The sequence below is a fragment of the Enteroscipio rubneri genome (assembly GCF_963929405.1).
Lineage (GTDB): Bacteria > Actinomycetota > Coriobacteriia > Coriobacteriales > Eggerthellaceae > Enteroscipio > Enteroscipio rubneri.
In genome coordinates, this window is record NZ_CAWVIN010000003.1 from 1 (window position 1) to 24,354 (window position 24,354).

The window sequence follows — 24,354 nt, forward strand, 5'->3', positions numbered from 1 at the left end:
GGAGCCGTGCTCCTCGCCCTGGCGGTAGGTTCCCGCGCGCATGAGGCTATGCGCCCAGACCGCCCAGGGGGCGCATGCGCAGAGAAGCCCCACGGCAAGGGGCATGGGCTCTGCGGAAAGCCCGGCGGCAGGTACCGCGGCGATGAGGTCGCTCGCGCCGCATGCTGGGAACCCGGATAAGGAAGATGCGCCGGCAAGCGCGTTTCCCGCAGCGAAGCAGCCGATGCTCGCTGCCGCCGCGACGGCAGCCTGCGCGCCCGGCCTCATTTCGCCCTCATCTCTACGCCGCGCGAGATGTCGCGAGACTTGCCCTTGGCGGCTTCGATGCGAGCCGCCGCCTCTTTCGCCGCCTTGGCCTTCTCCGCGATGGGCTCTTCCCTGACGCGCTCGCGCATCCGCGAAAGCTCGCTTCCCGCACGCTCGGTCGCATCTCGCGCAGTCTCCTCGAGTTTCTTGAAAACCTCGTTCACATCCGGTGCGTCCTCCACCAGGAAGACGAGGTGCTCGCCTTCCGGCAGGGATGCGAACTCATGTCGGATCCCCTCATGCGAGAGACGATCGTCGATGATCTGGCGGATGGTCTCGTATTCCGGCAGGCCCGTGAACTCGCGCAGGTCGAGCATCGCCCACTGCCTGATCTCGTTCGCGGAGGGCTGCCTGCCCGAATCGACACCATCGCAGTCGCCGCGAGCGCGCCTGAAGGCAGCGGCGAGCCTTTCCCCGCTTGCCATCATCGCCGCCTCGCCGGCATCCTGGCCGATGCGGATCATCCAGTCGACGAGCTTCTCGCCGGTATCGTCTCCGAAGTCGTTTGGCATCTTTCCTGATCCCTTCTAGTAGGTGGGACAGACTGTCCCAGTTGGCCTTAAGAAACAGCGAAGGCGGGACAGCGCCCGCCTTCGGATTCGGTTCAGCGAGCCTCCGCCCGCGCGTTGCGGACGGGGGCGTTCGCCGTCTTGTTCAATTGTTCGATGGAGTCGCGCGCGCGTCTCGCGGCAGCCTCGAGGGGAAGCGCGGCGCTCATGTAGTCGAGGCGCTTGCACTGCTCCGGGGTCGCGTAGTGCATGCAGTCGATCGCGTGCGCGAAGCGCTCGGGCTCCTGCGCGATGCGCTCGAAAGACCAGCTCTCGAAGTCGAGCCAGCCGGAGCCCGTGCGCTTGAGAGTCCACCATTCATCGCCGCCATCGACCTGCTGGATGAAGGCGAGGTCCTTGTAGACGATCCCCTGGCGCAGCGCCCAGTTACCGTGCGCGAAAAAGCCGCGCAGCTCGTCGGTGCTCTCGGCCTGCGCGAATTCGTAGGGGTGCTCTTCGAGATAGGGGTCGTCCTGCCAGGCGTAGCCGCCTCGCCTGAGCCAGCCGTTCTCCTGGCACTTCGCCGTGAGCTCGTCTGCCGTCGCCTTGTCGGCGCTCTGCAATCTGGCGGAATCTGTCATGGATGTTCCTTTCGAAAGGTCCGCCGTCGTGTCCGGCGGACGCTTTGGTTTCGTGCCGTTCGGTCTGACTCCCTGAAGCGGGCTCGGCCGGTTGCGGGCGGCCTCGGCGCTCGCGACGGTTCGCCGCGAGGGCCCGTTGCCGCCCTCCTTCAGTTAACCCCATTCCTCCTGTTCGGGCTTTGGAAGGGGTCTTTTCAGGTTCCCTAGGGGGTCGCCACGTCGGAATTAATTCATGCCACGACGGCGGTCCCCGCGCCTAAGCACCACCACCCTGCTCATCTCGTGGATGCGGGAGACGATCGCCTTGGCGCTTTCGACCTCGTTGTTCCTTGCCAGACGGCGCTCGAGCGCGTCGAGGCTGTACTGGGAGGTGAATATCGTGGGCAGCATGTTCTCGTAGCGGTAGTTGATCACCTCGAAGAGCGTCGTGAGCGCCCAGCTGTTCGCGTTCTCCTTGCCGAAGTCGTCGAGGAAAAGGATGTCCGCCTCGCAGAACTTGAGCACACCCTCGCGCTCGCTGTCGTCGTAGCTCCCGTGGATGGAGTTGAGCATCGATAGCGTGGTGGCGACCTTCACCGAATAGCCCGCGAACACGAACGCCTTCGCCAGGGCGCAGGCCTCGTAGGTCTTTCCCGCGCCGACGTTGCCCAGGATGTAGAGCCCCTTTCCGCCAGCGTCCGCGAAGGAGTTGACGTACTCGATGCACTCGGGCACCGAGGGGGTTGCCCCGAGGTAGAGTTTCCCGATGCCCGCCTTACGGCACTTCGCAAGGGCGGCCTGCTTGGCCTTCTCCTCCCGAAGGCGCTCCTCCTCCTCTTCTTGGCGCTTGATCTCCTCCCGCCTTCCCTCGCAATCGCAATCCTTGGTGAACAGCCAGCGGACGAAGCCGTCCTTGGCTATTGAGCCGACCCATACAAGCTGCTTGCCGCAGTGCTTGCAGAGCCGCTCCTTTTGCTGCTCGCAAGGAAGCCCCTTCGCCTTCGCCTCTTCTAGCGTGTAGAGCTGGAAATCGTGTTTCATATCGAGTCTCCTATATCTTTCTGAAGTGTTTGTTTTCCTGCTTTGGTATTGGCTGAACCTCCTGCATGGGCACGGGTGAAGAGCCTTCATGGCTGACGGAGCCCAGGAGTGCAGCGTCTTCATGACAGGGATCTCCCGGCTCTGCAGCGTCTTCATGGGGTGAACGTTCTTCATATGAGGCCTCTTCATGGTGCAGGCGCACGATGCCTGCCTCGACAAGGGGCTCCGCCGCCACCTTGTAGCACTTGCTGCCGATGCGCTTCGCCTCAGGGCATGGCCCGGTTTCTTCGATGAGCCCTCTTGCCTTGAGGCGCTTGACCGCATCGAACACCGCGCGTTCGCTCAGACCGAAGAACTTGGCGGTGCCGTTTTTCGACTCGAAGAACGGCTTGCCCGAGTTCTCGAAACCGAAGATGCGGGCGTATACCACCAGATCGGCGTTCTTGAGGCCGAGCTCTTGGCCCATGAAGTCCCAGACGACTACGAAGCCGTGCCCCGAAAGGTCGAAGGACTCCGTTCTCCCTGGCTTCTCTTCTGCCCTGCGCATGAGCCACCTATACGTCGGCGTCGACCGCGCAGTTCGCGAGGAGATCCTCGATGTTCTTCTGAGTGAAGCGCAGGGACGACCCGATGCGCACGCCCACGAGGACGCCGTCGCGCATGAGGCGATAGACGGTTGCCGTGCTGACCTTGAGGTAGTCAGCGAGTTCCGAGATGGTGAACAGAGGGGGCATGCATGCCGCCTTGCTCGATTCGTCGTCGCAAGAGGCTTGAAGGGCCTCCGCCTGCTCCATGGTTTGCATATTCGCTCGCTTTCCGCAGCTGCACCGCCGTGCGCTGCCGTGACCGTGGTTGACTGGATTTGACGCGCGTCAGGCCGGATTGAAGCAGCCTGACGCGCTATGCAAGGTTGAGGCCGCCCGTTTCAGGTGCCCCAGGGTGTCAGCTAGTCGCAATCCGTATTGCCGGGGCCGGGATAATAGGGCTCGGGAAGGGTTGTGAAATCGCGAAGCCACTCGACCAGCTCATCTCGCAGGGCAAACGATCCACGTGCACCGTTTGGCCACTTGCGCAAGGGCAACGGGTGTCTCGGAGAGCTCGCGTACGCGTAGACGCGCTTCTTGCTGATGCCTAGAAGATGCGCGATCTCGTTTGGAGAATATGCATCCTGTGGCAACACGGGCTGCTGAACGAGGCGCATAACGTATAGGGCATTGCCCTCGTTCTCGCCCTCATGCTTGAGATCGGGCATGGTGATAGTAGGCTGCTTCTTGTCTGTCATAGGTCGAACCTTTCTCGACCGATGATTTGAGCAGCGCGAATACTCAACATCGGATCGCATCACCTTGGCTGGTCGGAGAATTCGCGCAACCCGCCAGATCCACGCTCAAGGCCTTCTCTGTTTCGTTATCGAGGAATGCCCCCTCGTTCCGCCAGCAAGAGAAGGAGCATCTCTGAGCTGGGGTTTGATAGAAGTATTCGACGATTGGTATAATTTGCAGCGGGAGGCATCTGGATGCATGTCGACTGCTCGCGTTGCAATTCAGAGCATATCGGCGCAGCAAAAGGATGTCGTTACCCGACGGTTACCCCCTGGTTCCCCTGCAATGAGAACGCACGGAAGCGACCTGCGTCCAAACGAAGCTAAGACGGTGAGCGAAGTAGTCGGAAACAAAGGACATACTTCTAACGGCCTCATCTTCTCGGATTACGTCCGTGCGCTAAAGGACGCCTGGACTGGTGATATCGGAGATGCCGATTTGATCGAGCTGCTGTATGGCTTGATTGCGAATCCTCTCAACCTCAAAGGTCAAACAGGTGAGCCTATTCGATGTCAGAAAAAAGATGCCAGTGGCATCATGAATCGAAAGAGAGAAGCGCACGGCAAAATAAGAGAGCACTGCAGGGATGCAGCCATCGAAAGCACAATCGTTGATAGTTTCGAGAAGGCGGTTCTTCCCAGGCTCAATGAAAGCAAGTTCGACATATTGCGACGCACCTTGACCGATCTCATCCTTGAATCTGAATGCTCTCAGTCGACAAAAGAAGGCCTTGTGGCTTTGGCTGGCGAAGAGAACCCCGCACCGTTTCTTGCGCGATCCTTCCAGGTATCACTTTCCTGGGAAAATAAAATCCCTACATCGACTCGCCCGGGAGCCGCGAAGGATGTCGACCCGCCGTTCCCTAAATTCAAAGGAAAGATCCAACCGGACGTTCCTGAAGATATAGCAGAGCACGAGCTGCCATATGTTGACGCGCTCGTCCGAGTCTATAGTGAAGAGGAGCGGACGACCTTCTCTTCAACCGCTGATATAGAACGCTACCCGCGGCATAAGAGCCACCTCCTCCGTCAGCGCAGGGACTACTATTCGGCAGAATTCATCAGAAGGTGCATGAGAGACGTCTACGATGCTGACGGAATAGATCAATTTGACGCCCTTGAAGATGAGGTCTTCGATGGAATCATAGATGTCCACGAACGATCTTTTCCCACAGGAAAGGATCGCCTCAACGAGGTCCTCGCCCACGCCGCAAGCCTTCCCATGGATGGCATCTGGGTTAATCACGAGACGGATTGGATTAGAAACAACGTCAAAAAGGGTGTTTGCCACTTTCTTGTAAACGACAGAAGAATTAGGGGGTGGCTCGATGAAGACCGCTAGGGTGTTCAACACCACTTTTGAGATATCTTTGCGTGTGATTCTTTTACTTGACCAAGCCGACAGCGGACTGGATGGACAGACGATTCATGCCGTTGATTTCATCGCGACATACGGTAAGGCGTTTGACATTTCAGCGAACTCGCCAAACGGAGATAATCCCTATATGTATTGCGAGCTAGGGGCACGCGAAACGCTGACGAAAAGAGCGTTGAGGAACCTCGTTGTAAAAGGCTATGTTTTGCCAGTCGCAACCGGCAGAGGCTTTCTCTATAGGACGACGTTTGCCGGCCATCGATATGCTCTTTCGTTGGATACTGGCTACGCAGAAGAGTATCGAAAAGCTGCAGCATCTGCCCTTTCGCTAATTCAAGAAAGGGGCATAGAGTCTGTGATATCTGCCATCAGGAAGAATGCACAAAGAACTACAAGCATAGGGTAAAGCCATGAACAACTACTTCATCAAGCGAGTTTCGGCACATAGTTCCTCCGGAAAAGTCTCCGAAATAGATTTCGAGCCCGGCATGAACATAATTTGTGGCCCATCTAATACCGGCAAATCAATGGTGATTGGCTGTATAGATTATCTTTTTGGTGGCGATAGGGAGCCATTCGACCCCACTCATGAGGACTACAACGGCGTGTCCATGCAGCTTGTGAGCGAAAACGGAGAGGTCGTTACTGTTCGTAGGGCAATCGAAAACAAAGACGGCCAGGCTAAGCCCTCATCCAAAGTGACTGTCGTTTCGGACGCCGACGGCATTGAGAGCCGCGAATATAAGGTAAAACGCAGCAGCAATAGGCCCGATGAGACTGTGTATTCGGATATCCTCCTTCAAATGTTGGACATCCAGGAGCCCGTAAAAATTATCGCCACCCAAGATGGCAAACCCCAAAGGCTTACGCTTAGGACATTCTTTCACCAATTCTGCATCAGGGAAGATGATATCTTTCGGGGTGGAACCATCATCGACAACCCCAATCGAAGCGCTATCACGCCCTGTGTCAACTCTCTTGCCTATCTTCTTTACGAAGGCGGGGTGCAGGAGGAGGAATATGAAGATCCCGCAATCAAGAAGGCTAAAAAATCGGCATTAACCGCTTATATCTCAGGGAAGCTTTCAACATTAGGCAAAAAGCGCAAGGAGCTCGAGGAGAGAATCGAGGAAGCCGGAACCGCAGATGTCGAAGCGCTTATTTCGGAAATAGTTGACGAGATTACAACGATCGACGAGGATATTACTCGAGCTCAGCAGGAAAGTCAGAGGATGCTCGGTGAAATCTATGAGGTATCCGAAGAGCTAGCAGTCGAGAAACAGCTCCAAGAAAGATACAGGGCGCTCCACACGCAGTACGATTCAGATATCAGCAGGCTTTGCTTCATCATCGACGGAGAAGAGAAAAAGCCATCTGGTGGAGCCGAGCACTGCCCATTCTGCGATGCGGAGATAACCAACCCCGAGGATATTGAGTCCTATGCAGCCGCCTCTCGGGCAGAGCTGGAAAAGGTCAGGCTTCAGATTGCCGACCTGAAAGCGCTTGAAGATGAGACCGATAGCAGGGTCTCGTCTCTGACTGCGCGGCTCGACAATCTCCATAGCATGGACGACGATGTGAGGCGTCTCGTTAATACAGAGCTCAAGCCGAAAGCAGCCTCTCTGCGAAAAGAACTGGACACCTACAGTCGCATAGCTCAGTTACAAAAAGAGCTTGAGCTCCTCGAGGAAATAGAGGGAGATTTCAATTTCGACATCTCGGAGCAAGCCTTTGAGGATGATTCCGCTAGAAAGTACGATGCGAAGGCTCAGTTCAAAAGCTCTGTCTTCAATGAGCTGAGCTCCGCAGTCTGCAAAGCGATAAAACAATGCAAGTTCCCCGACTTCAAAGTCGCCGGCTTGTCTTTGAAAACCTTCGACGTTGTCGTCAATGACAAAGAAAAGAGACATGAGGGAAAAGGATACAAGGCATTTCTCAATTCTCTTTTCGCATTCGTACTCATGAGATTCATCGATAAGAGAGGAGTGCATGCGCCCCGGATGCTTATCCTGGACTCACCAATCCTTACCCTGAAGGAAGACGTTGATCTGCCTGCATCCGATAGCATGAAAAGCGCGCTCTTCGACTACATGATCGGTAATTGCGGCTCTTGTCAAGTAATAATCGCCGAGAACGACATACCGGAAAATGTGGACTATGGGAGCGTGAACATCATTAGATTTGGACATGGCGATGAAGCGCTGCGCGGTGGCTTCCTGCTTACCGACTAACGACATGCATGCTGAGACAATTTGTCTCAGCATGGCTCTTTAGCAAGCGATTAATGATGCTCGTGCTTTAATCCATTCTCAGATCCATCATTTCCTAGACTGTCGGAGGAAAGGCAGCGACAGCCTCCGTCGGCTGCCTTAACTATCACATCGTCAAGATTGGCAATGCTATCCTCATATCCGATTGTCTGTGGCCATATCTCTCTAACCAAAGCCATCTGGTCGTCAATGAGCAGGCATTTGTTTATGCGAACTTGATCCCGCACCCTTAATACTTCATCGGCAAGACGCTCAGGATTATCTGGATCGAATAATCGAAAGCCGCTTTCGTCTATAAGATGACCTCCCTCATCAAACCTTTCAGGAGTTGATTCAGGAGAGAGGCCATGCTTTAAGCAGTGGGCCTTTTCCTTAATAGCCTCTCTTTGATTACGCTGGCTATGCGAGTTCGCGTCCTCAAATTCCCTTATCAAGCAATCCAGCTCATTGAGATGGCTGATAAGCTTCAAGAAGCTCTTGCTAGTGAGAACCTTATTGAGCGTATCTGCATAACTTGTCGTTTCGTCTCCGTACTTTTCACTGAAACGATCATGATTTGCTCCCTGTCGATGAGCCAGGTCGGACAGGCAGTTGACAGCTTCTTCGCTCAGGCCGAAAAAGCCCATTACCTCTTCGACGTCGAAAGATCTCGCGTCGGTCTCTCCTATAAGATAACCAATTTGAACATCTAACAACTTGGAAATAGACTGCATCGTAGGAAACGATGGGAAGCCGGGGATCTCCTTGCCGTACGAGCCCCCGATATTCTCCCATCTGCCCACCGTGCTTTTCATGGTTGCATGGCCCTCATGCTGCATTGCTTCAGCAAAGTCTTCCTGCCTCGCATACTTCTTTTTTCGTTCTTTTTTGAAGCGCTCCTTCCATGCATCCTTCATTTCCTTGTCGCTTAATACTCGTCTCATGTAGTTTCTACCTTCCAATGTCATAACAATAACTCATGAAATACTACTTTATACGAGTATATCAAATTGAGAGAATGTTATTGCAAAAGACAGGAAGGAGGAAGACGATGATATCGGAATCACCCTGCATGAGCTTCGAGCCGTCAGGCGTTCTTGCGCTGTGCAACGCATTCGAACCAGCAATTTGCAAAACCGTGTTCCAGGACAAGTACAGCTCCAGCGTCAAAACGTACCATGTCGTAAAACACCTTAAGGCACGAGGCGAAGAGCTCGACCTTATGGATAACGCTTCCTATCGAACAGCTATAAAGGAGCTGCAAAAGTTCAGTCGCTATCATGCTGGGCTCATAAAAGGGTTTGCCGGAGAAAGGAAAGCCTTCTATGCGGTCAAGCATGCACTAAACGCCGGCATTCAACTTACGAACGTCGAACTCAGCTATGAGGGCGAGCGCAACGAGTACGACCAAATCCTGCTCACGCGTCATGGGCTCATCATTATTGAAGTCAAAAACTACTCCTGCGATTCCATCATTGAACCAAATGGAATCCTTAAGACCCAAGACGACCCTTTCATTACCTACAACATCGGCGAACGTATGGGTTCAAAGAGCTACGTGCTCCGCCAGATAGCCTCTCAAGCAATAGGGAGAAGTCTCCTCGATAACGAAATCCGTTGCATCGTAGTGAATGCAAATGACACAACCCGAATGAGCAATAAGTTCGATTTGCTAGAAACCCTATGCCTCGGGAATCTCGAGAGACGAATTCGAGAACTAATGAATGACGACACTTGCCTCTCGTCGGAAGAGGTATCTGCCGTGTATTCAGCAATCAATACGCTAGGCCACCCTTCGCAAGCAGCTCCATCGATTGATTTTGATTACGTCGCAACAACGCTTCATAGGGCTATTTCCCTAATTGAACAAGCCGCAAAGAAAAGGGAGGCAGAAACTGAGAGCTTTTTCGAGTCGCATGAAGTGGAACACGACGTATCAAAAACGAATGGGCAATCCCAGCACAATAATACCGTCGCAATCTCTATAACCGCACTACTCTCACTTGCTTTGGGAGCAGCAAGCGGTTACGCATTCGCAAAACTCGTTTAGCCAAATTAAGATAGGAGCAAAACAATGAGCAACAGCAGCCTGACGACAAACGCTACATCCAGCGCCAAGCCAGCGCTAGGCGACAAAGCCATCCAACTCGGCAACAGGATGCTCGACTTCATAGAAAAGCACCCTGCTGTCCCCGTTATTACCGTGGCGCTTGGAATTTTCGGCTCCATGGGACGGACCGCAATTAAAGCAGGATGGACGCCCGAGCAGGTCGTAGGACTTGGCAAGGCGTTTCCAGTTCAGATCTCCATCCCCACGCTCAATCTATAGCAGCAGCCACAGCCACGAGAGGAAGCGGCATGAACGAAACAACTCAAAGGACCTTTCCCAAGCCGGGCACTGTACTTACCTACGCTAACGCTTTCAAGGTCTACCGCGAGCTTGAGGGATACATGCTCTCTCGCGTCTACACCCCTTCCTTCCAAAGTAATGCCGGAGCCTACGACCTCATAATGCACTTAGAGGACCTGGCATCGAAGCATGGAGCCGACGACGGAAGGAAGCTTGGTAGTCTGCGCGAGATGATGCATCAGTTCGTCTCCGAGCGCACCGCTCTGGCCAACGGCGTCAACGGCGCGCGATTTTACCTGCATGGGGATGCGGTAGCGCTGGCGAAACACGACGAGACGCACCTGTTCGAGATCGGTATCGACGGCGAGAGGCTGTGTCGGGAGTTCGATGAGTTCATTGAACTCCTTGGCGAAGAGTCTGCGGGCACCGATGAGTATGCTGACACCTATTCGCCCTATCTACCGAAAAGAATGGCCGCAAGGAAGACGGAGGACGGGTTTCCAAAATGGCTGGCAGTCAGTCTCTGCGCTCTTATGGTCTGCTTCGGCCTGTCGGTGCTTGCCCATGCCATCATCCAATTTGAGATTCTCTCAAGATGGCTTGTATGACCTCAGCGTAACGCAGCGACGCCCTCGGGCACGAGCCGAATTATCCGGACATCTATTCTGATGCGCTTGGAGCCAGCGCGTACTCGAAATCACGCTGATTGTATGAGGAGCTGCAGACAGTGCCTCAAATGCGGAAATGCAGAGACGTGGAAAACGCGCCTTCGGGCCCCTCTGCATAATATTGTCAAAAGGCATACAGAAATGTTAGTATTTTGGCATGGCTCATTTCGACGACATATACGAGATCGCAGCCGACGGGCACGGTATCATAACCGCCGCGCAGGCGCGAGAGTCGGGCGTGACGACCGGAGAGATGACTCGCTGGTGCAACGACGGCAGACTCATCCGCCGAGGACACGGCGTCTACAAGCTCTCACGCTGGGTGCCGACCCCCTACGACTCGTTCGCCGAAGCCGTCGCCCTTGCGGGCGATGGGGCGTACCTGTGGGGCGACGCCGTACTCTCCATGCACGGCCTGGCGCTGGTAGATCCCGCTGCCGTGACTGTCGCTACGCCGAGGCGCGTGCGCAGGAGGCTGCCCGCATGGGTTCGACTGGTTCCTGCGCCGAAAGGCTGCTCTCCCACGTTTTATGAAGGGATTCCCTCCCAGAGCGTGGCGGACGCCCTGCGCGCATGCAATGGCTCCGTCATGCCCGAACGCCTGCTCGAAGCGACAGACGAGGCGAGGAGCAAAGGCCTCGTCACTGAAAAGGAGCACAGAGCTCTGAAGGAGGAACTGGCTTGACCGAACCGAAGACAAAGGTGCCCAACAGCAGGCGTAACCTCGACATCGCCATAGACAGGCTATGCGCCCGCATGGGCGATGACCCCAACCGAATCAAGCGCCTCATCGCTTCGGTCATCGTCGGACAGATGCTCCCCGATGGAGCGGCCAAGGGCGGTAACGCGCTCAAGATCCGTTTCGGCAAGGACGCGACGCGGTTCTCCCGCGACCTCGACACCGCGCGATCCTCATCGCTGGAGGATTACATTGGAAGGCTCGAGGATTCGCTCGCCGCAGGGTGGGCGGGCTTTACCGGCGTCGTGGTGCCCAAGAAACCCCACGCGCCAAAGAGCGTCCCTCCCGCCTACATCATGCGCCCCTTCGAGCTGAAGCTGTCCTACAACGGCAAGTCGTGGATGACGCTGCCCCTCGAGGTCGGGCACAACGAAATCGGTGATGCCGACGACCCCGACATGGTCGTGTCCGCCGAGGCGGCAATGGTCCTGACGGAGCTCGGCTTCCCCGAACCATGCCCCGTGCCCTGCATGAAGCTCGAACACCAGATCGCCCAGAAGCTGCACGCTGTGAGCGGTGCGGGCAGCGAACGCGCCCACGACCTCATCGACCTGCAGATCATCGTCAACAACGGCGACGTCGACTACGGGCTAGCATGCAGGACATGCGAGAGGCTGTTCGCCTACAGAAAAGAACAGGCGTGGCCGCCGACTATAGATAAGGGAGAGGACTGGGACGCTCTCTACGCTGCGCAGGCAGAAGGGCTCGGCGTGCTAGGGACGGCAGACGAGGCGGTGGCGTGGGCGAATGCCCTCGTAACGAGAATCTCGTCCTCAACACAGGATGACGCATAGAGTCACTTGCAAACCACCTGCTGCCATTCCCCTAGGAACAATAAAAGAGCCGCGTGGAAACAGGTTGATTCAAGAAAATCAGTCGCTTTCCAAGCCGCCCGCAACGATTCCCAAGTGCAAATCGGGGAATCGTAGCGCGCAAAATGCCCGAAAACAGGCGATCGTGCAACTATCCCCCGCCTTCCGAATCAACCCTTGATTCGGATTTGATTCGGACGATTTAACACCAGATAGCACGACGTGGACGATATAGCACGAGGTACCACGACATGCACAGGTGCAACAATCGAGTGGGAATAATTCCACATAAAAGTGTCTTACTTCTAGCAAGTGCTCCGGAGTTCGCTCTGGAGCACTTTCGTTATACGCAGCACAATCGAAAAAGCTACAAGCCTTTAAAAAACCGAATACCACGATGCAAGAATCACCTAATGAAGCGCCTGATTCGCAAAACGAGGCCTTTTAAATATTCAAGCTTTTCTTACAACCAATCGCACTTTAATGAAATAGAGAGCGTCACTATCACCTCATGCGACTGACGAAGCCGACCTACGAATTGATACCCATTTCTTACCCACCCAAGCCAGCTGATACCCAAAAGACACGTTCATAAGGCCTTTTGAGTATTCTGGAATGCGTCCCTCACGAAATGGGATACACGTTAATTAAGCTTAGAAATGAGTTTTAGAAAAGTTCGCGAATCTCGACGTCGAGCGCCGAGGCGATCCGGGACATGGTGTCGATGGACAGATTGCAGCGCCCGGCCTCGATGCGGCCGAGATAGGTGTTGTCCATGCCGATCATGAGCGCGAGCTTCCTTTGGGAAAGACTCTGCTCTTCCCTGCACTCTCTCACGCGCTGACCGAACCTCAATCTGTCCTTTCTGGTATCCATAAAGCCAGCGTATGCGATACAATGTTCCTAGTGGGTGACTAGTATCACCCACTAGGATAACAATCCACCTATTGAACGGGTGTTATTCGAGCGAGCAGGGCAAGCGAACCCGGTATAGGCAAAACGATTATTGGCATCGACCCAGCATAGGGATGCCACTTCGTGCCAACTTTGACGGAAGGGGTTCGCAATGGCAGGACGCGAAGAAGAAGAGGCAGAGGCTGCGTTCGACCTCCAAGGAGCATCCGAGCTGCTGAACACGGCGTATGAGGCCGTGGCTGGATCGTCAACGATACTCGACATGCTGTATTTGCGCCTGCAAGAGGCGTACGAGGCCGAATCGACCGAGATGGCGGGAATCGTGTTCGTCGTCCGCCGCAGCCTCGACGAGAGCGTTCGCATGATCGGCGACGCCGAGGAAGCGCTTGGCGAGTTGAAGAGGCTGCCGCAGAAGCCGACGTGCGAGACGGAAGGGAGATAGGGCGATGAGGAACGCAAGCGAGATCAAAGACATGCTGACCGGCAACCTCTTTGCCGGGGCCGTCCTCGGGACGCTGCTCGCGGGGCTTTTCGCCTGCCACGCCATCGCTCCCGAAAACAACGCCGAGTTCTTCCAATCGGCGGCCCGGGACGGGCTTCCCCTCTGGGCGGCCAACGCCCTCTTCGCCGCCTCGCTCGCGCTCATGTGCACGGTGCCGTTCGGGTTCGGGCTGTTCCTCCCCCTCGGGCGCTCCGTCATCAAGCGCGCGAGGGATCGCTGCTCTCGGGCTGGCTGGTCGGCTGCCTCGCCATGCTCGGGATCCAGCTCGCCTACGTCGCCGCCGTCCTCGCGCTCGGCAGCGCCGTGGGCCTTGTCTACTTTGCGTACTGCCTCGTCCGGCTGAGGGCCATGAGGCGAGCCGAAGCCGGGAAGCGAGGTTTGTCATGAAATCGAAGGAAGCCAGGACAGCAGAAGAGGGCGCGACCGAGCAGAGGAGCCGGAGCTGAAAGAGGACTGCCGCGGGCATCGCAGCGGTGGTTCTCGTGGCCGCCGTGGGAACGGGCATCGCCTTTGCCGCGGGCCAGCCCGCCCCGGTGCAGACCGACGCCCCTGCGACCTCCTCGAAGGCCCCGTCCCCCTCGCCGGAGCAGAAGGCCGAGAAGAGCGCGGTCATGCTCACGGTGAAGGCCGAGGGCGCGGAGGTCGGGGCCACCGAGGCCAAGGTCGTGGCGACCGGCGAGAGCGGCGAGGTCGTCGTCGCCGAGAAGGAGATCGAGGCCAACGAGGCGACCGAGATCGGCAGGCTCCCCGAGGGAGAGTACGAGCTGCACGTCACCGCCGCGCCGGTGTGCGAGGACGGTTCCAGCTACAAGCTCCCCGAGAAGCCGGTCAAGTTCAGCGTGGACGGCAAGGGCGCGGACGTGAAGCTGGACGTGAAGCTGGAGAAGATCCCCGCCGAGGACATGACCAAGGAGCAGTTGGAGGCGTCCGCCGCCGCGCTGGAGGAAGCTGGGAAGCCCTCTGCCGCCCAAAGCGCGAGGGAGAAGTCCGGGAGCGCCGTGTCCGAACCGGGCAGCGACAGCGTGGTCAAGCGCGATCCCACGCCTGCGCCTGCTCCTGACGGCGGCAACGGCGGTTCCGGGAACTCGAACTCGGGCGGCGGCTCCTCTTCCGATCCCACGCCAGCCCCTACGCCCGACCCCACCCCGGCTCCGCACGAACATAGCTGGTCGCCTGTGACCGCCCAGCAGTGGGTTCCGAACGAAGTCTGGGTTGAGGACAGCGCCGCGTGGGACGAGCAGGTTGTAACTGGAGAGATTGTGCAGGCAAGTTGCGGTTTGTCGTTTAATTCAGCAGAAGAGTGGAATGCTCACAAAATAGAAATGGGCCGGGGTCATTCGTGCTCGTATTCTGTTATCCCTTCGTATTCCACTATCCATCACGAAGCTACCGGCCACTACGAGGATCGAGGGCACTACGAGACCGTCACAACCGGTTACTCGTGCTCCTGCGGGGCGACGAAGTAGTAATTGTGCAACTAGCTTGCATACAAAAACGAGAGAGGCTGTAAAGCCTCCCTCGTTTTCTGCGCTAAGCCGTCACTTCTGCGCTACAATGCGATCCATATAGGCGTATAGGTTCGGCGCTATGGTTCGCAAGGCTCCGGCCCGTTGGACGTATGCCTCGAACACCTCCGCGAAAAGCTCCTGCCGGGTCGCGGTGAAGGGTTCGACCACCATGCTCGTCAGCAAAGCGTTGTCTGCATAGATCGCCGCCTCTAATTCGGACGCGCGAGCGGGGCCGCGCTATAATCGTTAAAGAAACCGCAAGAAAGGACATGCCATGAGCGACAGCGACCCCGAGCGGAACGGAGAGCGGGAGGACCAGCGCCGAAGCTGGATCGTCGTCTCACGCATGGGGGACGGACGCGAGCGCCGGGACGTCCTGAACGCAGCGAGCGCGGAGGATGCCGCGCGCATAGCGGCGTCGGCGGGCATGGGCGAGGTCGTGCGCGTCGAGGCCCGCAAGCGTCCTGGAGACAACCTGCGACGCCAGGCCGAGTAAGACCCACGCGGTGGCCGGATCGCCGCATCCGGCCAGCCGAGCCTGGAGCCGTCCCGCGAGGGCGCGAACCGCTCCAAGGTTCGCGAGGCGGTGCCGCGACCGCATGCGAGCCTCCCCCTCTTCACTGCGCGGGCTTCGGGCGCGGCGGGGTAGCCGCGCCCTCCGGGGCGAGGCCCCACAGCGCCCTAGCGCGCGTCCCTGCCACGCCGCTCGGATCGCTGCGGCTCCTCGCGGACGGCGTTCGGGGCGTTCTGGCCTTGCTGCCGCCTCTCGCCGCCGACGCCCGCGCTCCTGCGCGCTCCCGGAACGCCCGTGGCGAGCCTCGCGCACAGCTCGTTGCCCTTGTAGACGAACGACAGGGCCTCCCTCTTCAGCTCCATGTCCTCGGCAAGCGCCTCCGGGAGCCTGGGAATCTTGAACTTCGGGAAGTCCTCGAAACGCGTCCCCTCCATGGAGCGGGCGAGCTTCCGGTACTCCCGGTAATGGTTCTCCATGGCGGAGAGGTAGCCTTCCCTTATGGCGCGGCGGCCCTCGATCTGCCGCCGCTTCTCGCGAAGCTCCGCTTCGAGCGCGGCCATGCGCCTGTCGTGCGCGTTTCGCTCGAACGCCTCCTCCAGGGCGTTCAGGGAGAGCGAGCGGTCGAGCTTCGCGAGGCTGAACGTGTACCTGCGGTCGTCGGCGTCGGTCGCGTAGACCCTGCCACCTTTGACCTCGGTCTCGACGCCGTACCTCGCCAGCAGTCCGCGGTACTCGTCAAGGCTCGCCGCATGCTTTCCGAGCAGGCGGCACAGCTCTCGGAGGTCTCGCTTGCAGCTGGCGTCCAGCGGATCGGCCCCTCGCGACGCGGCTCGCTCCGCGATGCGCTTTTCCGCGCCCTGCCGGTCGGGCTGGAGCGCGTGGACGGTCGAGTTCGGGACGCCCTCGGCCACCTGATGCAGCCCCCACTCCGCGTCAAGGGCGCGCACAGTCGCGGCGCGGTCTCGCTTGGCCTGGGCGCTCCTTCCCTCGTGGAGGCGCTTGCCAGTGCGCAGGTTCGTCCGGTTCACCGCGATGTGCACCGCGTAGCGGTCGGTGCAGTCGGCATCGCAATGCTCGCGGTGCAGGACGAGCACGGCCTGGTGCTCGTTGTATCCCCTCCTCGCCATGAACTCGCGCGCGTAGGCCATGCACGCCCCGGGCGCCATGGGGCCGCCGTTGACGTCGGCCTCCTCGGGGAGGAACGCGAGCACGAAGTGGAGCATGATCGTGTTCTGCGCGCCCTTGCGCGACGGCCTGTCGTGGCCCGCGAGCCTCCGCGTCTCGGCCATCTCCTCGAAGGCGCGATCCTCCTCGATGACGTTCACGGTCTCGCGGACGAGCGCGTCCTTGCCCTCGATGTAGGCGCGCAGGTTGCGGGCGTGCCTGGCGCTGCACACGCCCGCTGTCTTGACGATGGTCATCTCGATCTCCTGTTCGGCCGCTCGGCCACAGCGAGCGCTTCCTGGAGGAGCGAGGCCGTCCGCGCGAGCCGCACCAGGGCCTCGTTGGCGGCCCCGGCGTCCAGGCCCTCTACGCCGTGCGTGTGGGCGAGGCGCAGCAGCGCGTTCAGGTTCGTGCCCTCGCGCCGCGCCTCCCAAAGCGCCTCGCGCAGGAGCGTGGCGTCGGCGCGCGCCCCGTTCTCGTCGGCGTAGACGGCCCGGGCGCGGACGTAGCCCGACATCGAGCAGCCCGCCTCGCCGGCGTTGCGGGCTAGACGCGACTTCTCGCGCTCGGTGAGCCGCACCTGCACGACCGTGCGGGCGTCGGGCGTCCTCCCTCTTTCGGCTTGCGCAGCCGCGAGCCCATCCTCTCTGTAGTCCATGGATGCCTCCGTTCATCGTGGGCCGGAGCGGTCGGCGAGCGCTTGCGCGCCGGACGCTCCGGGGGCCTCCGGCCTCCGACGCCGCCCGCAGCCAGGCGTCGCCGGAGGCCCCTCCCGGAAGCCACGCCGCGCATGCGGCGCGGAAGTCCGGGAGGGCAAGATCATGGCGTCATGACGCCATGATCTTGCAGGTGAGTTGGGACGGGCATGCCCGTCCCAACGAGAGCGCAGCGGCAGGGAGCCGGAGGAGCAGCCTCAACCGGCTCCCTGCCGCGCAGCGGGGCGAGGAGCGGAGCAACGGCGACCTTCGGGAGCCGTCGAGCGAAGCCCCGAGCTACGAGCGCAGCGAGCACTGCGCTATTCCTGGCGACGTATAGCATTGATCACCCTATCCTCCGCCTCGATGTCCGACGGCGCGCTCCCTTCGCTCAGTCCCGCGAATTCCCTTGCGAGGATTCCGATGACAGCTTCAAGCTCAGGGCCGACCTCTGCCTCGTTTCGCAGACGCCGCAGCTCGCGATAGACCGCGCCCATGCTATCGCGCAAAGCCCGATGGACGCGACTACTTGGGACAACCACGACATCCCTATTCATAAGCCTGTTGACGATGTATTCCTGCTTCGTCAGGCCGCTAAGGCGCACCTGAGTATCAAGCAGCGCAGCCTCCTCTGGGGACATGCGAAAAGCGACTGTGACATTTCTCCAACGTCTATGGCCGTCACGCGCTTTCTCACTCATTCGCACTCCTCCCCTCCTTGCTCAATGCGCTCGCCATATTCGCCTGAGCGTTCGGGAAGAGATGTGCGTAGCGATAGGTGATGTCAATCGCCTCGTGCCCCTCCCTGTCGGCTATCGCCAGCACGCCGAACCCTAGATCTATGAGCAGGCTGACATGACTGTGTCGCAAGTCGTGCACGCGAATGCGCCGCACGCCCGACGCTCGGCAACCGCGTTCCATTTCCCGATAGAGATAGCTCTTTCCAACCGGGAACACCCTCTCCCCGTCTTGGATGCCGAACAAGCGGATGTAGTCCGCAACTTCCTCTGCAAGAAAGTCCGGCATCGCCAGGACGCGATTCGACTTCGGCGTTTTCGGCGGCGTGATCACGTCGCGCTTCTGAAGCCTCTGGTAGCTTTTGTTTATCCGAAGCAAAAGCCTCTCGAAATCGAAGTCCTCCGGCACCAAAGCGAGAAGCTCCCCCTCGCGGATGCCCATCCAATACAGCACCTCGAACGCCGTGAAGGACAGGGGCTTGTCCATGACGGCATCGGAGAACTTCAAGTATTCGCCCTTCGTCCAGAACAGCATTTCTCCCGCATTCTCGGAACCCACCTTACCGACTTTGCGAAGCGGGTTGTCGTTGAGTCCGTAGTATTTGACGGCATGATTCACGATTGCCGAGAGTTGGTTGTTAATGGTGCGCAGATACGTCTGCGAAAGAGGTTTTCTCGTTCGTTTGTTTACAGTAGCCCTTAGCTCGTTTTGCCAGGCCATCACATCAGCAGCCGTTATCTGATCGAGTTGCTTGTCGCCGAAGTAGGGCATGATCTTCGTGTCGATGATATGGCACTTGGTGAGCCATGTGTTGAGTTTCAGGCGAGGCTTCATATCCGCCTCGTACACCTCGACGAAACTGGCAAACGTCATCGAGGGCGACCCTTCCGCCTTTAGGAGGAAGTCCCTCTCCCACTTACGGGCAGCAGCCTTTGTCTTAAACCCGCGCCGGTGCTTCTTCTTCCGTGCACCCTGCCAGTCGCGGTACCAGCATTGCACCTCATAGGTTCCAGAAGCCTCCTTGGAAACCGACACGCTACTCGCCTCCCTTGCCGCTGGGAACGGAGAAGAACTTCACCTCGAAATAACGGAGGTTGACCCGGCCCGCTATCGTTCTCACGCCGCTGGCTTTGAGCTCCTCATTCAGTTCGCGAATGATCTTGTAGGCCGTCGCCTTCGACACACCGAGCACGTCCATCACCTCACGAACTCCCACCAGCCTGTTCTCTTCGTTCATGCTTCTCCCTTTCTCTCAGTCGCTCCTTCGTACAGCCTCTTAGTGATACAGTTTTAAGTTGTTCTGCAAGCCGATACTAACACACTTTTAAGTCTCGTATCACTCGGATCGACCCAGACATAACTAATACATATTTGAGTTATTTTCCGCTCTCCTGTATAATGTTTCGCCACGCATCACGACACGATGGAGGAGCGCATGAGCCTGTTTGACGCCGCCGCCGAATTGGCGAAGGACTATTCACGCGAGCTGGCGGGCAAGCGCTGGCAGTCCTATCTTTTCGCAGCCAAGCTCAGAGATCTGAGGCTGCGCGAAGGTTGGACGCAAAAGGAAGTCGCGACCCGGGCAGGCATCAGCGAGTCGGCGGTAAGAAACTACGAGCAGCAGAAATCGAACCCTAAGCAGGGCCACCTTGAATCCCTTGCAAAGGCGTTCGGGGTCAGACCGGAGGCTCTGAGGCTCTACGACTTCGAGGCTGGCAGCATCCAAGCCAATGCGCTTTTCCAACTCGGAGAGACATACGGCTTGAAGCCTGGCTCGGACAAAAGGTTCGCGCTCCTCTCCCCTGCCAACGAGTTCATGGAAAGCGCATTCGCCGAATGGGCGAGGCAGTACGACGCCCTCAAAGACGGACTGATCGACCGCGTGCAGTACGAACGCTGGAAAGACGGGTTCTGCGCCGACTTCTCTCGCGAGGACTTCCCTTTTCGCTACGAGAGAACCGCGAACGGCGACTATGCGCCCATCGAGCCTTGGGCGAACATACGCTTCTCGGAAACCCTTCAAAGGCTGAGAAAGACGCACGACCCGGCCTTCACCCAAGCTGATTTGGCATCTTTGACGGGAACGACTGAATCGGCCATCCGCAGCTACGAGCAGAAAAAGAGGTTGCCCAAGTACACACCGCTCCAAAGGATCGCCGCGGCGCTGGATGTCACAGAGGGCGCGCTAACGTTTTTCGACTTCGGCAGCCCCGTCCAGGCTGTTCATGCTTTGTTCCAGCTTGCGAACGTCTACGGCCTCGTGCCCGACATGGTCGAAGGCCTGCCCGTACTGAGGACGGTTCAGCCGGGCATAGAGCAGATCATCGACCAATGGCATCAAGCCCTAGCCGAATACGATCAAGATGCGCTCGCGTATCGAGCATGGAAAGACGCATACGATCCCGAAGCCTCGAGGTGTGGTCACGAATCCCGCTACCGCCCTGCATGGGACAGCAATCGCCGAATGTGCGGCATGGAGAGCGACTACGATAGGTTTGATTTCGGGTATAAAGAAGGATTTTTAAGAGCATAGACGCTATCGGGAGAACAAAATGTCCGAGATAGAAAATACTGAAATCGAATCATTCAATATAAACCAGGTTCTCTTTATGCACCTTGATTCGCCGAATGATCCAAGGACGATGGAAGTCTTGCCTCTATCGACAAGCCTTTTCTACATCGAAAACCGCCGCGATGCCGCTTCTTGGGCCGAGTATATTGACGCGTATATTGAATCGGCGCTTATATTATCTGAGCATGCTTATCACAAAGCTACAGACTATACCGCATGGTTTCGCGCACTAGCCTATCCTCCACTTTCCGTTCCAGCACTACACCTCTGCCGCCATGCAATTGAACTAACCCTTAAGTCAGCCATAGTTTCAGAAGGCGGCTCGGTGGAAAGAGTGCATAATCTCGCAAAGATATGGGGCATAACTCGCACACGTATCGAAAACGCAATTGGAAAAGAGAAGACGCAAGGAATCGGTGAGTTTGTTTCATTTCTTGATGAGGTTGACCCAAGGGGGACACGCTTTAGATACGCTTCGGATGGTAAGCCCGATGGCGAACTCTCCATTAGCAAGCCTGCTTGGGTCAACCTAAAAAGAGTCGTTTTGCTATCTAAATACATTATTGATTTGCTTAGAGAAAATGGCGTCGCCCCTACCAGCCAAGCGTCAAGAAGCGCGATCACATCCGCGCAAGGCTTAACCACACTAACTATGGAGCCGCATAACGACTCCCCCTTTTAAGCAAGAATGGCGTTCAGCTTTTTTAAGCGAATCGCGATTCTGCCTAATTAGACATTCAACTCCACTCCAAAAGTTCCGACTTTTACTTTAAATGCTTCATTACATGCTTCAGAGAGCAATTTATTCTCGGTGTAACCAGCAAAGTCAATATTGTTAATCTTGTCCGCATTTCGATACTTGCCGGCTTCTTCACCCTTGAGCGTAGCAGTGAGAATTATCTGGTTCGGTAGACTTTCGAAGAAAGGCAGCGCCCTCTCTTCCCTTGCCGAAGAAAGCTCTTCCGCACGAAACGAGTCAATCAGCACCGGCAATCCATGTTGGACATGTTTTGCAAGCGAATAGACTCGTGCAATATAAAATTCGGTGGCTTCGCTGCCCATATATTGACTCACGGCCGTAGTAAAGAGGTCGGTATACTCTTCAGCATTTGGATCATCGTTCACCGTCCTTCTTACGGAGTTCATCGTATCCAAAATCATTGTCTTGAAATCGACCCGCTCCTCGCGCAACTCCTCATCTACCCGTTTAGCATCTCTCAAGCGTTCCTTGATTTCATCAATCTCTTCGCAGACAGACGTTAGTTCATGATCGACCTTTTCTACATCACCGTAGTCTTCTCGCACCGCATAGATATCTTCGAGCGTAATCTCTCTTTCTTTGGTCAAGGCATTAAATTTTGACTGCAATTCACGGATCCCTTTTTCAAGAAAATCGATCTCAGATGAATACGCGTCTATTTTTTCTTGTACAGCAAGGAGAATTTGCTTGCGCATAGTGTCGGTTGTTATGTCAAAAGCAAAGTCCGAAGAAGGCATTTTGTATCCTATCGCTTCCGAACCACACTCGAGACAAACAACAGAACCAACCTTTATCTCACGATTGAGAGATCGTAGTTCCGCCAGAACCGCTTCGTTCTTCTTCATACGGGTGTACGCATGGTTACGTTGCTTTTTTTGCTCAGCGATTTGATTTCTCAGCCTATCAAGCTCTGCAACAAACCGGGCGGTTTCTTCTCTGTCGGCGGTAGGACTTATTGCAGCAAGTGAGGTTCCGGCTTGCCTCAAGGACGAAGATTGTTTTAATAGTTCTCGCTTTCTGGTATCAAGAACGGCTTTTCTGCGTTTTAGGTCCGCTTCTGTACTCGAATCCATTTGACGCGCGTCTAGCCCTACGACGGCGAAAACCATTTCGATAAAATCCTTTTTGTCAAAGTAGCTTCCCACAACACGCGATGTATTCCTGCTTGCTTGAGTCACAAATGCCATCTGTAGAAACAAGGTCAATCCAACAAGCTTTGGAACTCCATCTTTGACGATTGTGGGCAGCGGAGAAATATTCTGGTTCCAATATTCATCAAAGGCCCCTTTTCCCTCAAGCGGTACTATCAATCTGCCATCATTTACGACAAAGTAATCTCGGCTGCGCAGAATGGAGATTTCACGTCCATCGACATTGAGATCGACAATAAAGACATAGTGTTTATCCTTAAAAGACGGTGGAAATAACGCATCGGAACCCATCGCATACATTATCGATTGCATAACAATGGTTTTGCCAACATGGTTCTCGTCGCTTGTGATGATATTGACACCCTTGGTCAATCCTTTTTGAATATAAGACTCGTCATCGTTGCCAATATAAATCGCTTTAACTTCAATCATCTAAATAGCCCGTCCTTTACCGTCGCGATAAAGTATAAATGCGCCCGTTTATCAAGATGAACACAAGATTTAAGAGACTCGATATCAATGCATTCGTGAATCATTTCGATGCTAGCATCGGGACTAGCGTCGAGGGCAGCCACGATCTCATCAAGGAGATGCCAAAACGCGTCCCTATCGTTCTTATCGAAATACTGGAGGTATAGACTGTTTCTACAATCTTCGACCAACTCTTCGTCGTTGACATCAGGCGGAAAGGATTGAAGATAGGAGCGAAAGCTATCGGGAGTGTCATCCTTGAGAAAGTCGCGATTAAGCAAACGCTCGATTACGAGCAGCTCTATTACCCTCCGTTTCAGGATTCTTCCGTAATCCATAACCTCATCTGGCCTATTAATGCTCTTACCAGCAATGCCCGCACAGTTCTTTAGGGCAGATTGTTTATCCCGTATCTCAGTAAAGATACGCTCCATTTTTCGTTTGTCAGGCATGATGGCAGAAGATGTTCGCACAAGGGGCTGGATGTATTCGACTGATTCAGTCTTCGCAGTAACGAACCTAACGCGCTTTAAAAAACTATCGATTTTAGCATTACTAATTTGCTCGTCTGAAAGCCCATTGTCTCTTCTGCGACACTCATCAATAAGATGTTGCCGCACGCTATCCTGAGCCTTTAATCGCATATCATAAAATCCGAACTCCGATAGACCGGGGTCGTCCAGAACACTCGGCGAAACTCCGCCAATGAAAAGAGTCAATGTTTTAAAATAACAAACAAACTCGCTAGCATCGTTCTCAAACAACGTTACCAAATACTCACCCAGTTTGGCTGGCGTTATATTCTTCCCCGCCTTAGATTGGACGTCGTGAAGAACCATACAGGGCTTGTCCATACCCGTCACATCATTGAAGCAATCAATAGCGAATTGTTCGATGGAATCGCGCTCATTCGAAAAGCAGAGAAGATGCAGCAAGGCCCTAGCCTCTGCATCGTTCCCCGCAGGTGTTCCTTTCTCAACCGAAATAAACTTATAGCCCATAGCCGCCTCGCAGTCGTTGTTGGCATTTCCCAGACGTTAATGCCGCCATCCCCATCAAATTGCTCGATCGGCACCAAACCTGTTAAAGACTTTATCTGCGCTTATGAATTTACATTGATTTTAGCATGCAATACTTCACACCGATAGCAAGCGCTATCGGTGTGAAGTATTTATGGGTATTTTGGAAGAACTCGGCGATGCGAAAGAAGAGTCGCCATACAGCTTGCGCTTTGTCAGTCGTACAACAGGAAAAGGCATCAGCAAACCAGAAGCAGCTTTCCGCAATGACCGCAAGCGCTTTAAGCGAAGGCAAAGTCAGCGCTGCTATACTCTGGGTATCGTATGGGTATAAAATATGTTCAACGAGTAGATATCGCTAAGTCGCCGAATGATC

The 24,354-nt window shown here is 56.1% G+C and carries 30 protein-coding genes and 1 pseudogene; 15 read left to right on the top strand and 16 right to left on the bottom strand.

Features of this window, described 5'->3' with window-relative positions:
• From ABGT83_RS07290 to ABGT83_RS07320, 7 genes and pseudogenes are all read right to left on the bottom strand, one after another.
• Positions 1 to 267 (bottom strand): annotated as a pseudogene (locus tag ABGT83_RS07290) (VirD4-like conjugal transfer protein, CD1115 family); the annotation flags it as partial.
• Positions 264 to 818 (bottom strand): hypothetical protein, encoded by a 555-nt coding sequence (locus ABGT83_RS07295; RefSeq protein ID WP_346686715.1) that lies wholly within the window; start codon positions 816 to 818, stop codon positions 264 to 266. The pseudogene ABGT83_RS07290 and the gene ABGT83_RS07295, both read right to left, overlap by 4 nt.
• A gap of 92 nt (positions 819 to 910) precedes the next feature.
• Positions 911 to 1,435 carry a peptide ABC transporter substrate-binding protein gene (locus tag ABGT83_RS07300; protein WP_346686717.1) on the bottom strand — a complete coding sequence of 175 codons (525 nt, stop codon included), beginning with the start codon at positions 1,433 to 1,435 and terminating at the stop codon, positions 911 to 913.
• Between the two features lie 225 nt (positions 1,436 to 1,660).
• A complete protein-coding gene (locus tag ABGT83_RS07305; protein WP_346686718.1) occupies positions 1,661 to 2,455 on the bottom strand; it encodes an ATP-binding protein in 795 nt (264 codons plus the stop codon).
• A 10-nt stretch (positions 2,456 to 2,465) separates the two neighbouring features.
• Positions 2,466 to 3,002: a hypothetical protein gene (locus ABGT83_RS07310; protein ID WP_346686719.1), complete on the bottom strand. Its 537-nt coding sequence runs from the start codon at positions 3,000 to 3,002 to the stop codon at positions 2,466 to 2,468.
• 7 nt (positions 3,003 to 3,009) lie between these two features.
• On the bottom strand, positions 3,010 to 3,189 hold the full coding sequence (locus ABGT83_RS07315; RefSeq protein WP_346686721.1) for a helix-turn-helix domain-containing protein: 180 nt from the start codon (positions 3,187 to 3,189) through the stop codon (positions 3,010 to 3,012).
• Between the two features lie 212 nt (positions 3,190 to 3,401).
• Complete coding sequence (locus tag ABGT83_RS07320; RefSeq protein ID WP_346686723.1) at positions 3,402 to 3,737, bottom strand: helix-turn-helix transcriptional regulator; 336 nt, start codon at positions 3,735 to 3,737, stop codon at positions 3,402 to 3,404.
• A 370-nt stretch (positions 3,738 to 4,107) separates the two neighbouring features.
• Here ABGT83_RS07320 and ABGT83_RS07325 point away from each other — a divergent pair, with 370 nt between their 5' ends.
• From ABGT83_RS07325 to ABGT83_RS07335, 3 genes are read left to right on the top strand one after another with little or no spacing between them, the layout of a single operon-like run.
• Positions 4,108 to 5,118, top strand: a complete 1,011-nt coding sequence (locus ABGT83_RS07325; protein WP_346686725.1) for an ABC-three component system protein — start codon at positions 4,108 to 4,110, stop codon at positions 5,116 to 5,118.
• Positions 5,105 to 5,557, top strand: coding sequence for an ABC-three component system middle component 2 (locus ABGT83_RS07330; protein WP_346686727.1), 453 nt, complete (start codon positions 5,105 to 5,107; stop codon positions 5,555 to 5,557). The genes ABGT83_RS07325 and ABGT83_RS07330 overlap by 14 nt, the downstream gene beginning before the upstream one ends.
• A 4-nt stretch (positions 5,558 to 5,561) precedes the next feature.
• Positions 5,562 to 7,382 (top strand): AAA family ATPase, encoded by a 1,821-nt coding sequence (locus tag ABGT83_RS07335; RefSeq protein ID WP_346686728.1) that lies wholly within the window; start codon positions 5,562 to 5,564, stop codon positions 7,380 to 7,382.
• A 50-nt stretch (positions 7,383 to 7,432) separates the two neighbouring features.
• On the opposite strand, the gene ABGT83_RS07340 is transcribed toward ABGT83_RS07335, so the two are convergent.
• On the bottom strand, positions 7,433 to 8,344 hold the full coding sequence (locus tag ABGT83_RS07340; protein WP_346686730.1) for a hypothetical protein: 912 nt from the start codon (positions 8,342 to 8,344) through the stop codon (positions 7,433 to 7,435).
• A gap of 107 nt (positions 8,345 to 8,451) precedes the next feature.
• Between ABGT83_RS07340 and ABGT83_RS07345 the strand changes: the two genes are divergently transcribed.
• The 5 genes from ABGT83_RS07345 (at position 8,452) to ABGT83_RS07365 (ending at position 11,951) form a co-directional block, all read left to right on the top strand.
• Positions 8,452 to 9,450, top strand: coding sequence for a nuclease-related domain-containing protein (locus ABGT83_RS07345; protein ID WP_346686731.1), 999 nt, complete (start codon positions 8,452 to 8,454; stop codon positions 9,448 to 9,450).
• Positions 9,451 to 9,474: 24 nt separating this feature from the next.
• Positions 9,475 to 9,729 carry a hypothetical protein gene (locus ABGT83_RS07350; protein WP_346686733.1) on the top strand — a complete coding sequence of 85 codons (255 nt, stop codon included), beginning with the start codon at positions 9,475 to 9,477 and terminating at the stop codon, positions 9,727 to 9,729.
• Between the two features lie 29 nt (positions 9,730 to 9,758).
• Positions 9,759 to 10,358, top strand: coding sequence for a hypothetical protein (locus ABGT83_RS07355; protein ID WP_346686735.1), 600 nt, complete (start codon positions 9,759 to 9,761; stop codon positions 10,356 to 10,358).
• 217 nt (positions 10,359 to 10,575) lie between these two features.
• The gene (locus ABGT83_RS07360) at positions 10,576 to 11,103 is read left to right on the top strand and encodes a type IV toxin-antitoxin system AbiEi family antitoxin domain-containing protein (RefSeq protein ID WP_346686736.1); all 528 of its coding nucleotides are present in this window, start codon (positions 10,576 to 10,578) and stop codon (positions 11,101 to 11,103) included.
• A complete protein-coding gene (locus tag ABGT83_RS07365; protein WP_346686739.1) occupies positions 11,100 to 11,951 on the top strand; it encodes a nucleotidyl transferase AbiEii/AbiGii toxin family protein in 852 nt (283 codons plus the stop codon). Before ABGT83_RS07360 ends, ABGT83_RS07365 begins: the two co-directional genes overlap by 4 nt.
• A 684-nt stretch (positions 11,952 to 12,635) precedes the next feature.
• Here the strand turns inward: ABGT83_RS07365 and ABGT83_RS07370 are convergent.
• Positions 12,636 to 12,845 carry a helix-turn-helix domain-containing protein gene (locus ABGT83_RS07370; protein WP_346686741.1) on the bottom strand — a complete coding sequence of 70 codons (210 nt, stop codon included), beginning with the start codon at positions 12,843 to 12,845 and terminating at the stop codon, positions 12,636 to 12,638.
• Between the two features lie 190 nt (positions 12,846 to 13,035).
• On the opposite strand from ABGT83_RS07370, the gene ABGT83_RS07375 reads away from it, so the two are divergent.
• The 4 genes from ABGT83_RS07375 to ABGT83_RS07390 all read left to right on the top strand — a co-directional run bounded on the left by ABGT83_RS07375 (position 13,036) and on the right by ABGT83_RS07390 (position 15,390).
• The gene (locus ABGT83_RS07375; protein ID WP_346686743.1) at positions 13,036 to 13,326 is read left to right on the top strand and encodes a hypothetical protein; all 291 of its coding nucleotides are present in this window, start codon (positions 13,036 to 13,038) and stop codon (positions 13,324 to 13,326) included.
• A 4-nt stretch (positions 13,327 to 13,330) separates the two neighbouring features.
• Entirely contained in the window at positions 13,331 to 13,729 is a 399-nt protein-coding gene (locus tag ABGT83_RS07380) for a hypothetical protein (RefSeq protein ID WP_346686745.1), read from the top strand.
• Between the two features lie 139 nt (positions 13,730 to 13,868).
• Entirely contained in the window at positions 13,869 to 14,852 is a 984-nt protein-coding gene (locus ABGT83_RS07385; RefSeq protein ID WP_346686746.1) for a hypothetical protein, read from the top strand.
• A 316-nt stretch (positions 14,853 to 15,168) separates the two neighbouring features.
• Complete coding sequence (locus ABGT83_RS07390; protein WP_346686748.1) at positions 15,169 to 15,390, top strand: hypothetical protein; 222 nt, start codon at positions 15,169 to 15,171, stop codon at positions 15,388 to 15,390.
• A 185-nt stretch (positions 15,391 to 15,575) separates the two neighbouring features.
• Here the strand turns inward: ABGT83_RS07390 and ABGT83_RS07395 are convergent, their stop codons facing one another.
• From ABGT83_RS07395 to ABGT83_RS07415, 5 genes are all read right to left on the bottom strand, one after another.
• Positions 15,576 to 16,829, bottom strand: a complete 1,254-nt coding sequence (locus ABGT83_RS07395) for a relaxase/mobilization nuclease domain-containing protein (RefSeq protein ID WP_346686750.1) — start codon at positions 16,827 to 16,829, stop codon at positions 15,576 to 15,578.
• On the bottom strand, positions 16,826 to 17,230 hold the full coding sequence (locus ABGT83_RS07400) for a plasmid mobilization protein (RefSeq protein WP_346686752.1): 405 nt from the start codon (positions 17,228 to 17,230) through the stop codon (positions 16,826 to 16,828). The genes ABGT83_RS07395 and ABGT83_RS07400 overlap by 4 nt, the downstream gene beginning before the upstream one ends.
• 357 nt (positions 17,231 to 17,587) lie before the next feature.
• On the bottom strand, positions 17,588 to 17,968 hold the full coding sequence (locus ABGT83_RS07405; RefSeq protein ID WP_346686754.1) for a plasmid mobilization protein: 381 nt from the start codon (positions 17,966 to 17,968) through the stop codon (positions 17,588 to 17,590).
• Positions 17,961 to 19,040: a site-specific integrase gene (locus ABGT83_RS07410; RefSeq protein ID WP_346686756.1), complete on the bottom strand. Its 1,080-nt coding sequence runs from the start codon at positions 19,038 to 19,040 to the stop codon at positions 17,961 to 17,963. The genes ABGT83_RS07405 and ABGT83_RS07410 overlap by 8 nt, the downstream gene beginning before the upstream one ends.
• 1 nt (position 19,041) lies before the next feature.
• Positions 19,042 to 19,242, bottom strand: a complete 201-nt coding sequence (locus tag ABGT83_RS07415) for a LysR family transcriptional regulator (RefSeq protein ID WP_346686757.1) — start codon at positions 19,240 to 19,242, stop codon at positions 19,042 to 19,044.
• 198 nt (positions 19,243 to 19,440) lie between these two features.
• Here ABGT83_RS07415 and ABGT83_RS07420 point away from each other — a divergent pair, with 198 nt between their 5' ends.
• Together ABGT83_RS07420 and ABGT83_RS07425 are read left to right on the top strand one after the other, a co-directional pair.
• On the top strand, positions 19,441 to 20,538 hold the full coding sequence (locus tag ABGT83_RS07420) for a helix-turn-helix domain-containing protein (protein ID WP_346686759.1): 1,098 nt from the start codon (positions 19,441 to 19,443) through the stop codon (positions 20,536 to 20,538).
• Positions 20,539 to 20,557: 19 nt separating this feature from the next.
• The gene (locus tag ABGT83_RS07425) at positions 20,558 to 21,259 is read left to right on the top strand and encodes a hypothetical protein (protein ID WP_346686761.1); all 702 of its coding nucleotides are present in this window, start codon (positions 20,558 to 20,560) and stop codon (positions 21,257 to 21,259) included.
• Between the two features lie 47 nt (positions 21,260 to 21,306).
• Here the strand turns inward: ABGT83_RS07425 and ABGT83_RS07430 are convergent, their stop codons facing one another.
• Complete coding sequence (locus ABGT83_RS07430) at positions 21,307 to 22,920, bottom strand: hypothetical protein (protein WP_346686763.1); 1,614 nt, start codon at positions 22,918 to 22,920, stop codon at positions 21,307 to 21,309.
• On the bottom strand, positions 22,917 to 23,960 hold the full coding sequence (locus tag ABGT83_RS07435) for a hypothetical protein (protein WP_346686764.1): 1,044 nt from the start codon (positions 23,958 to 23,960) through the stop codon (positions 22,917 to 22,919). Before ABGT83_RS07435 ends, ABGT83_RS07430 begins: the two co-directional genes overlap by 4 nt.
• Before the next feature lie 172 nt (positions 23,961 to 24,132).
• On the opposite strand from ABGT83_RS07435, the gene ABGT83_RS07440 reads away from it, so the two are divergent.
• On the top strand, positions 24,133 to 24,312 hold the full coding sequence (locus tag ABGT83_RS07440; RefSeq protein ID WP_346686766.1) for a hypothetical protein: 180 nt from the start codon (positions 24,133 to 24,135) through the stop codon (positions 24,310 to 24,312).
• The last annotated feature ends 42 nt before the right edge of the window (positions 24,313 to 24,354 follow it).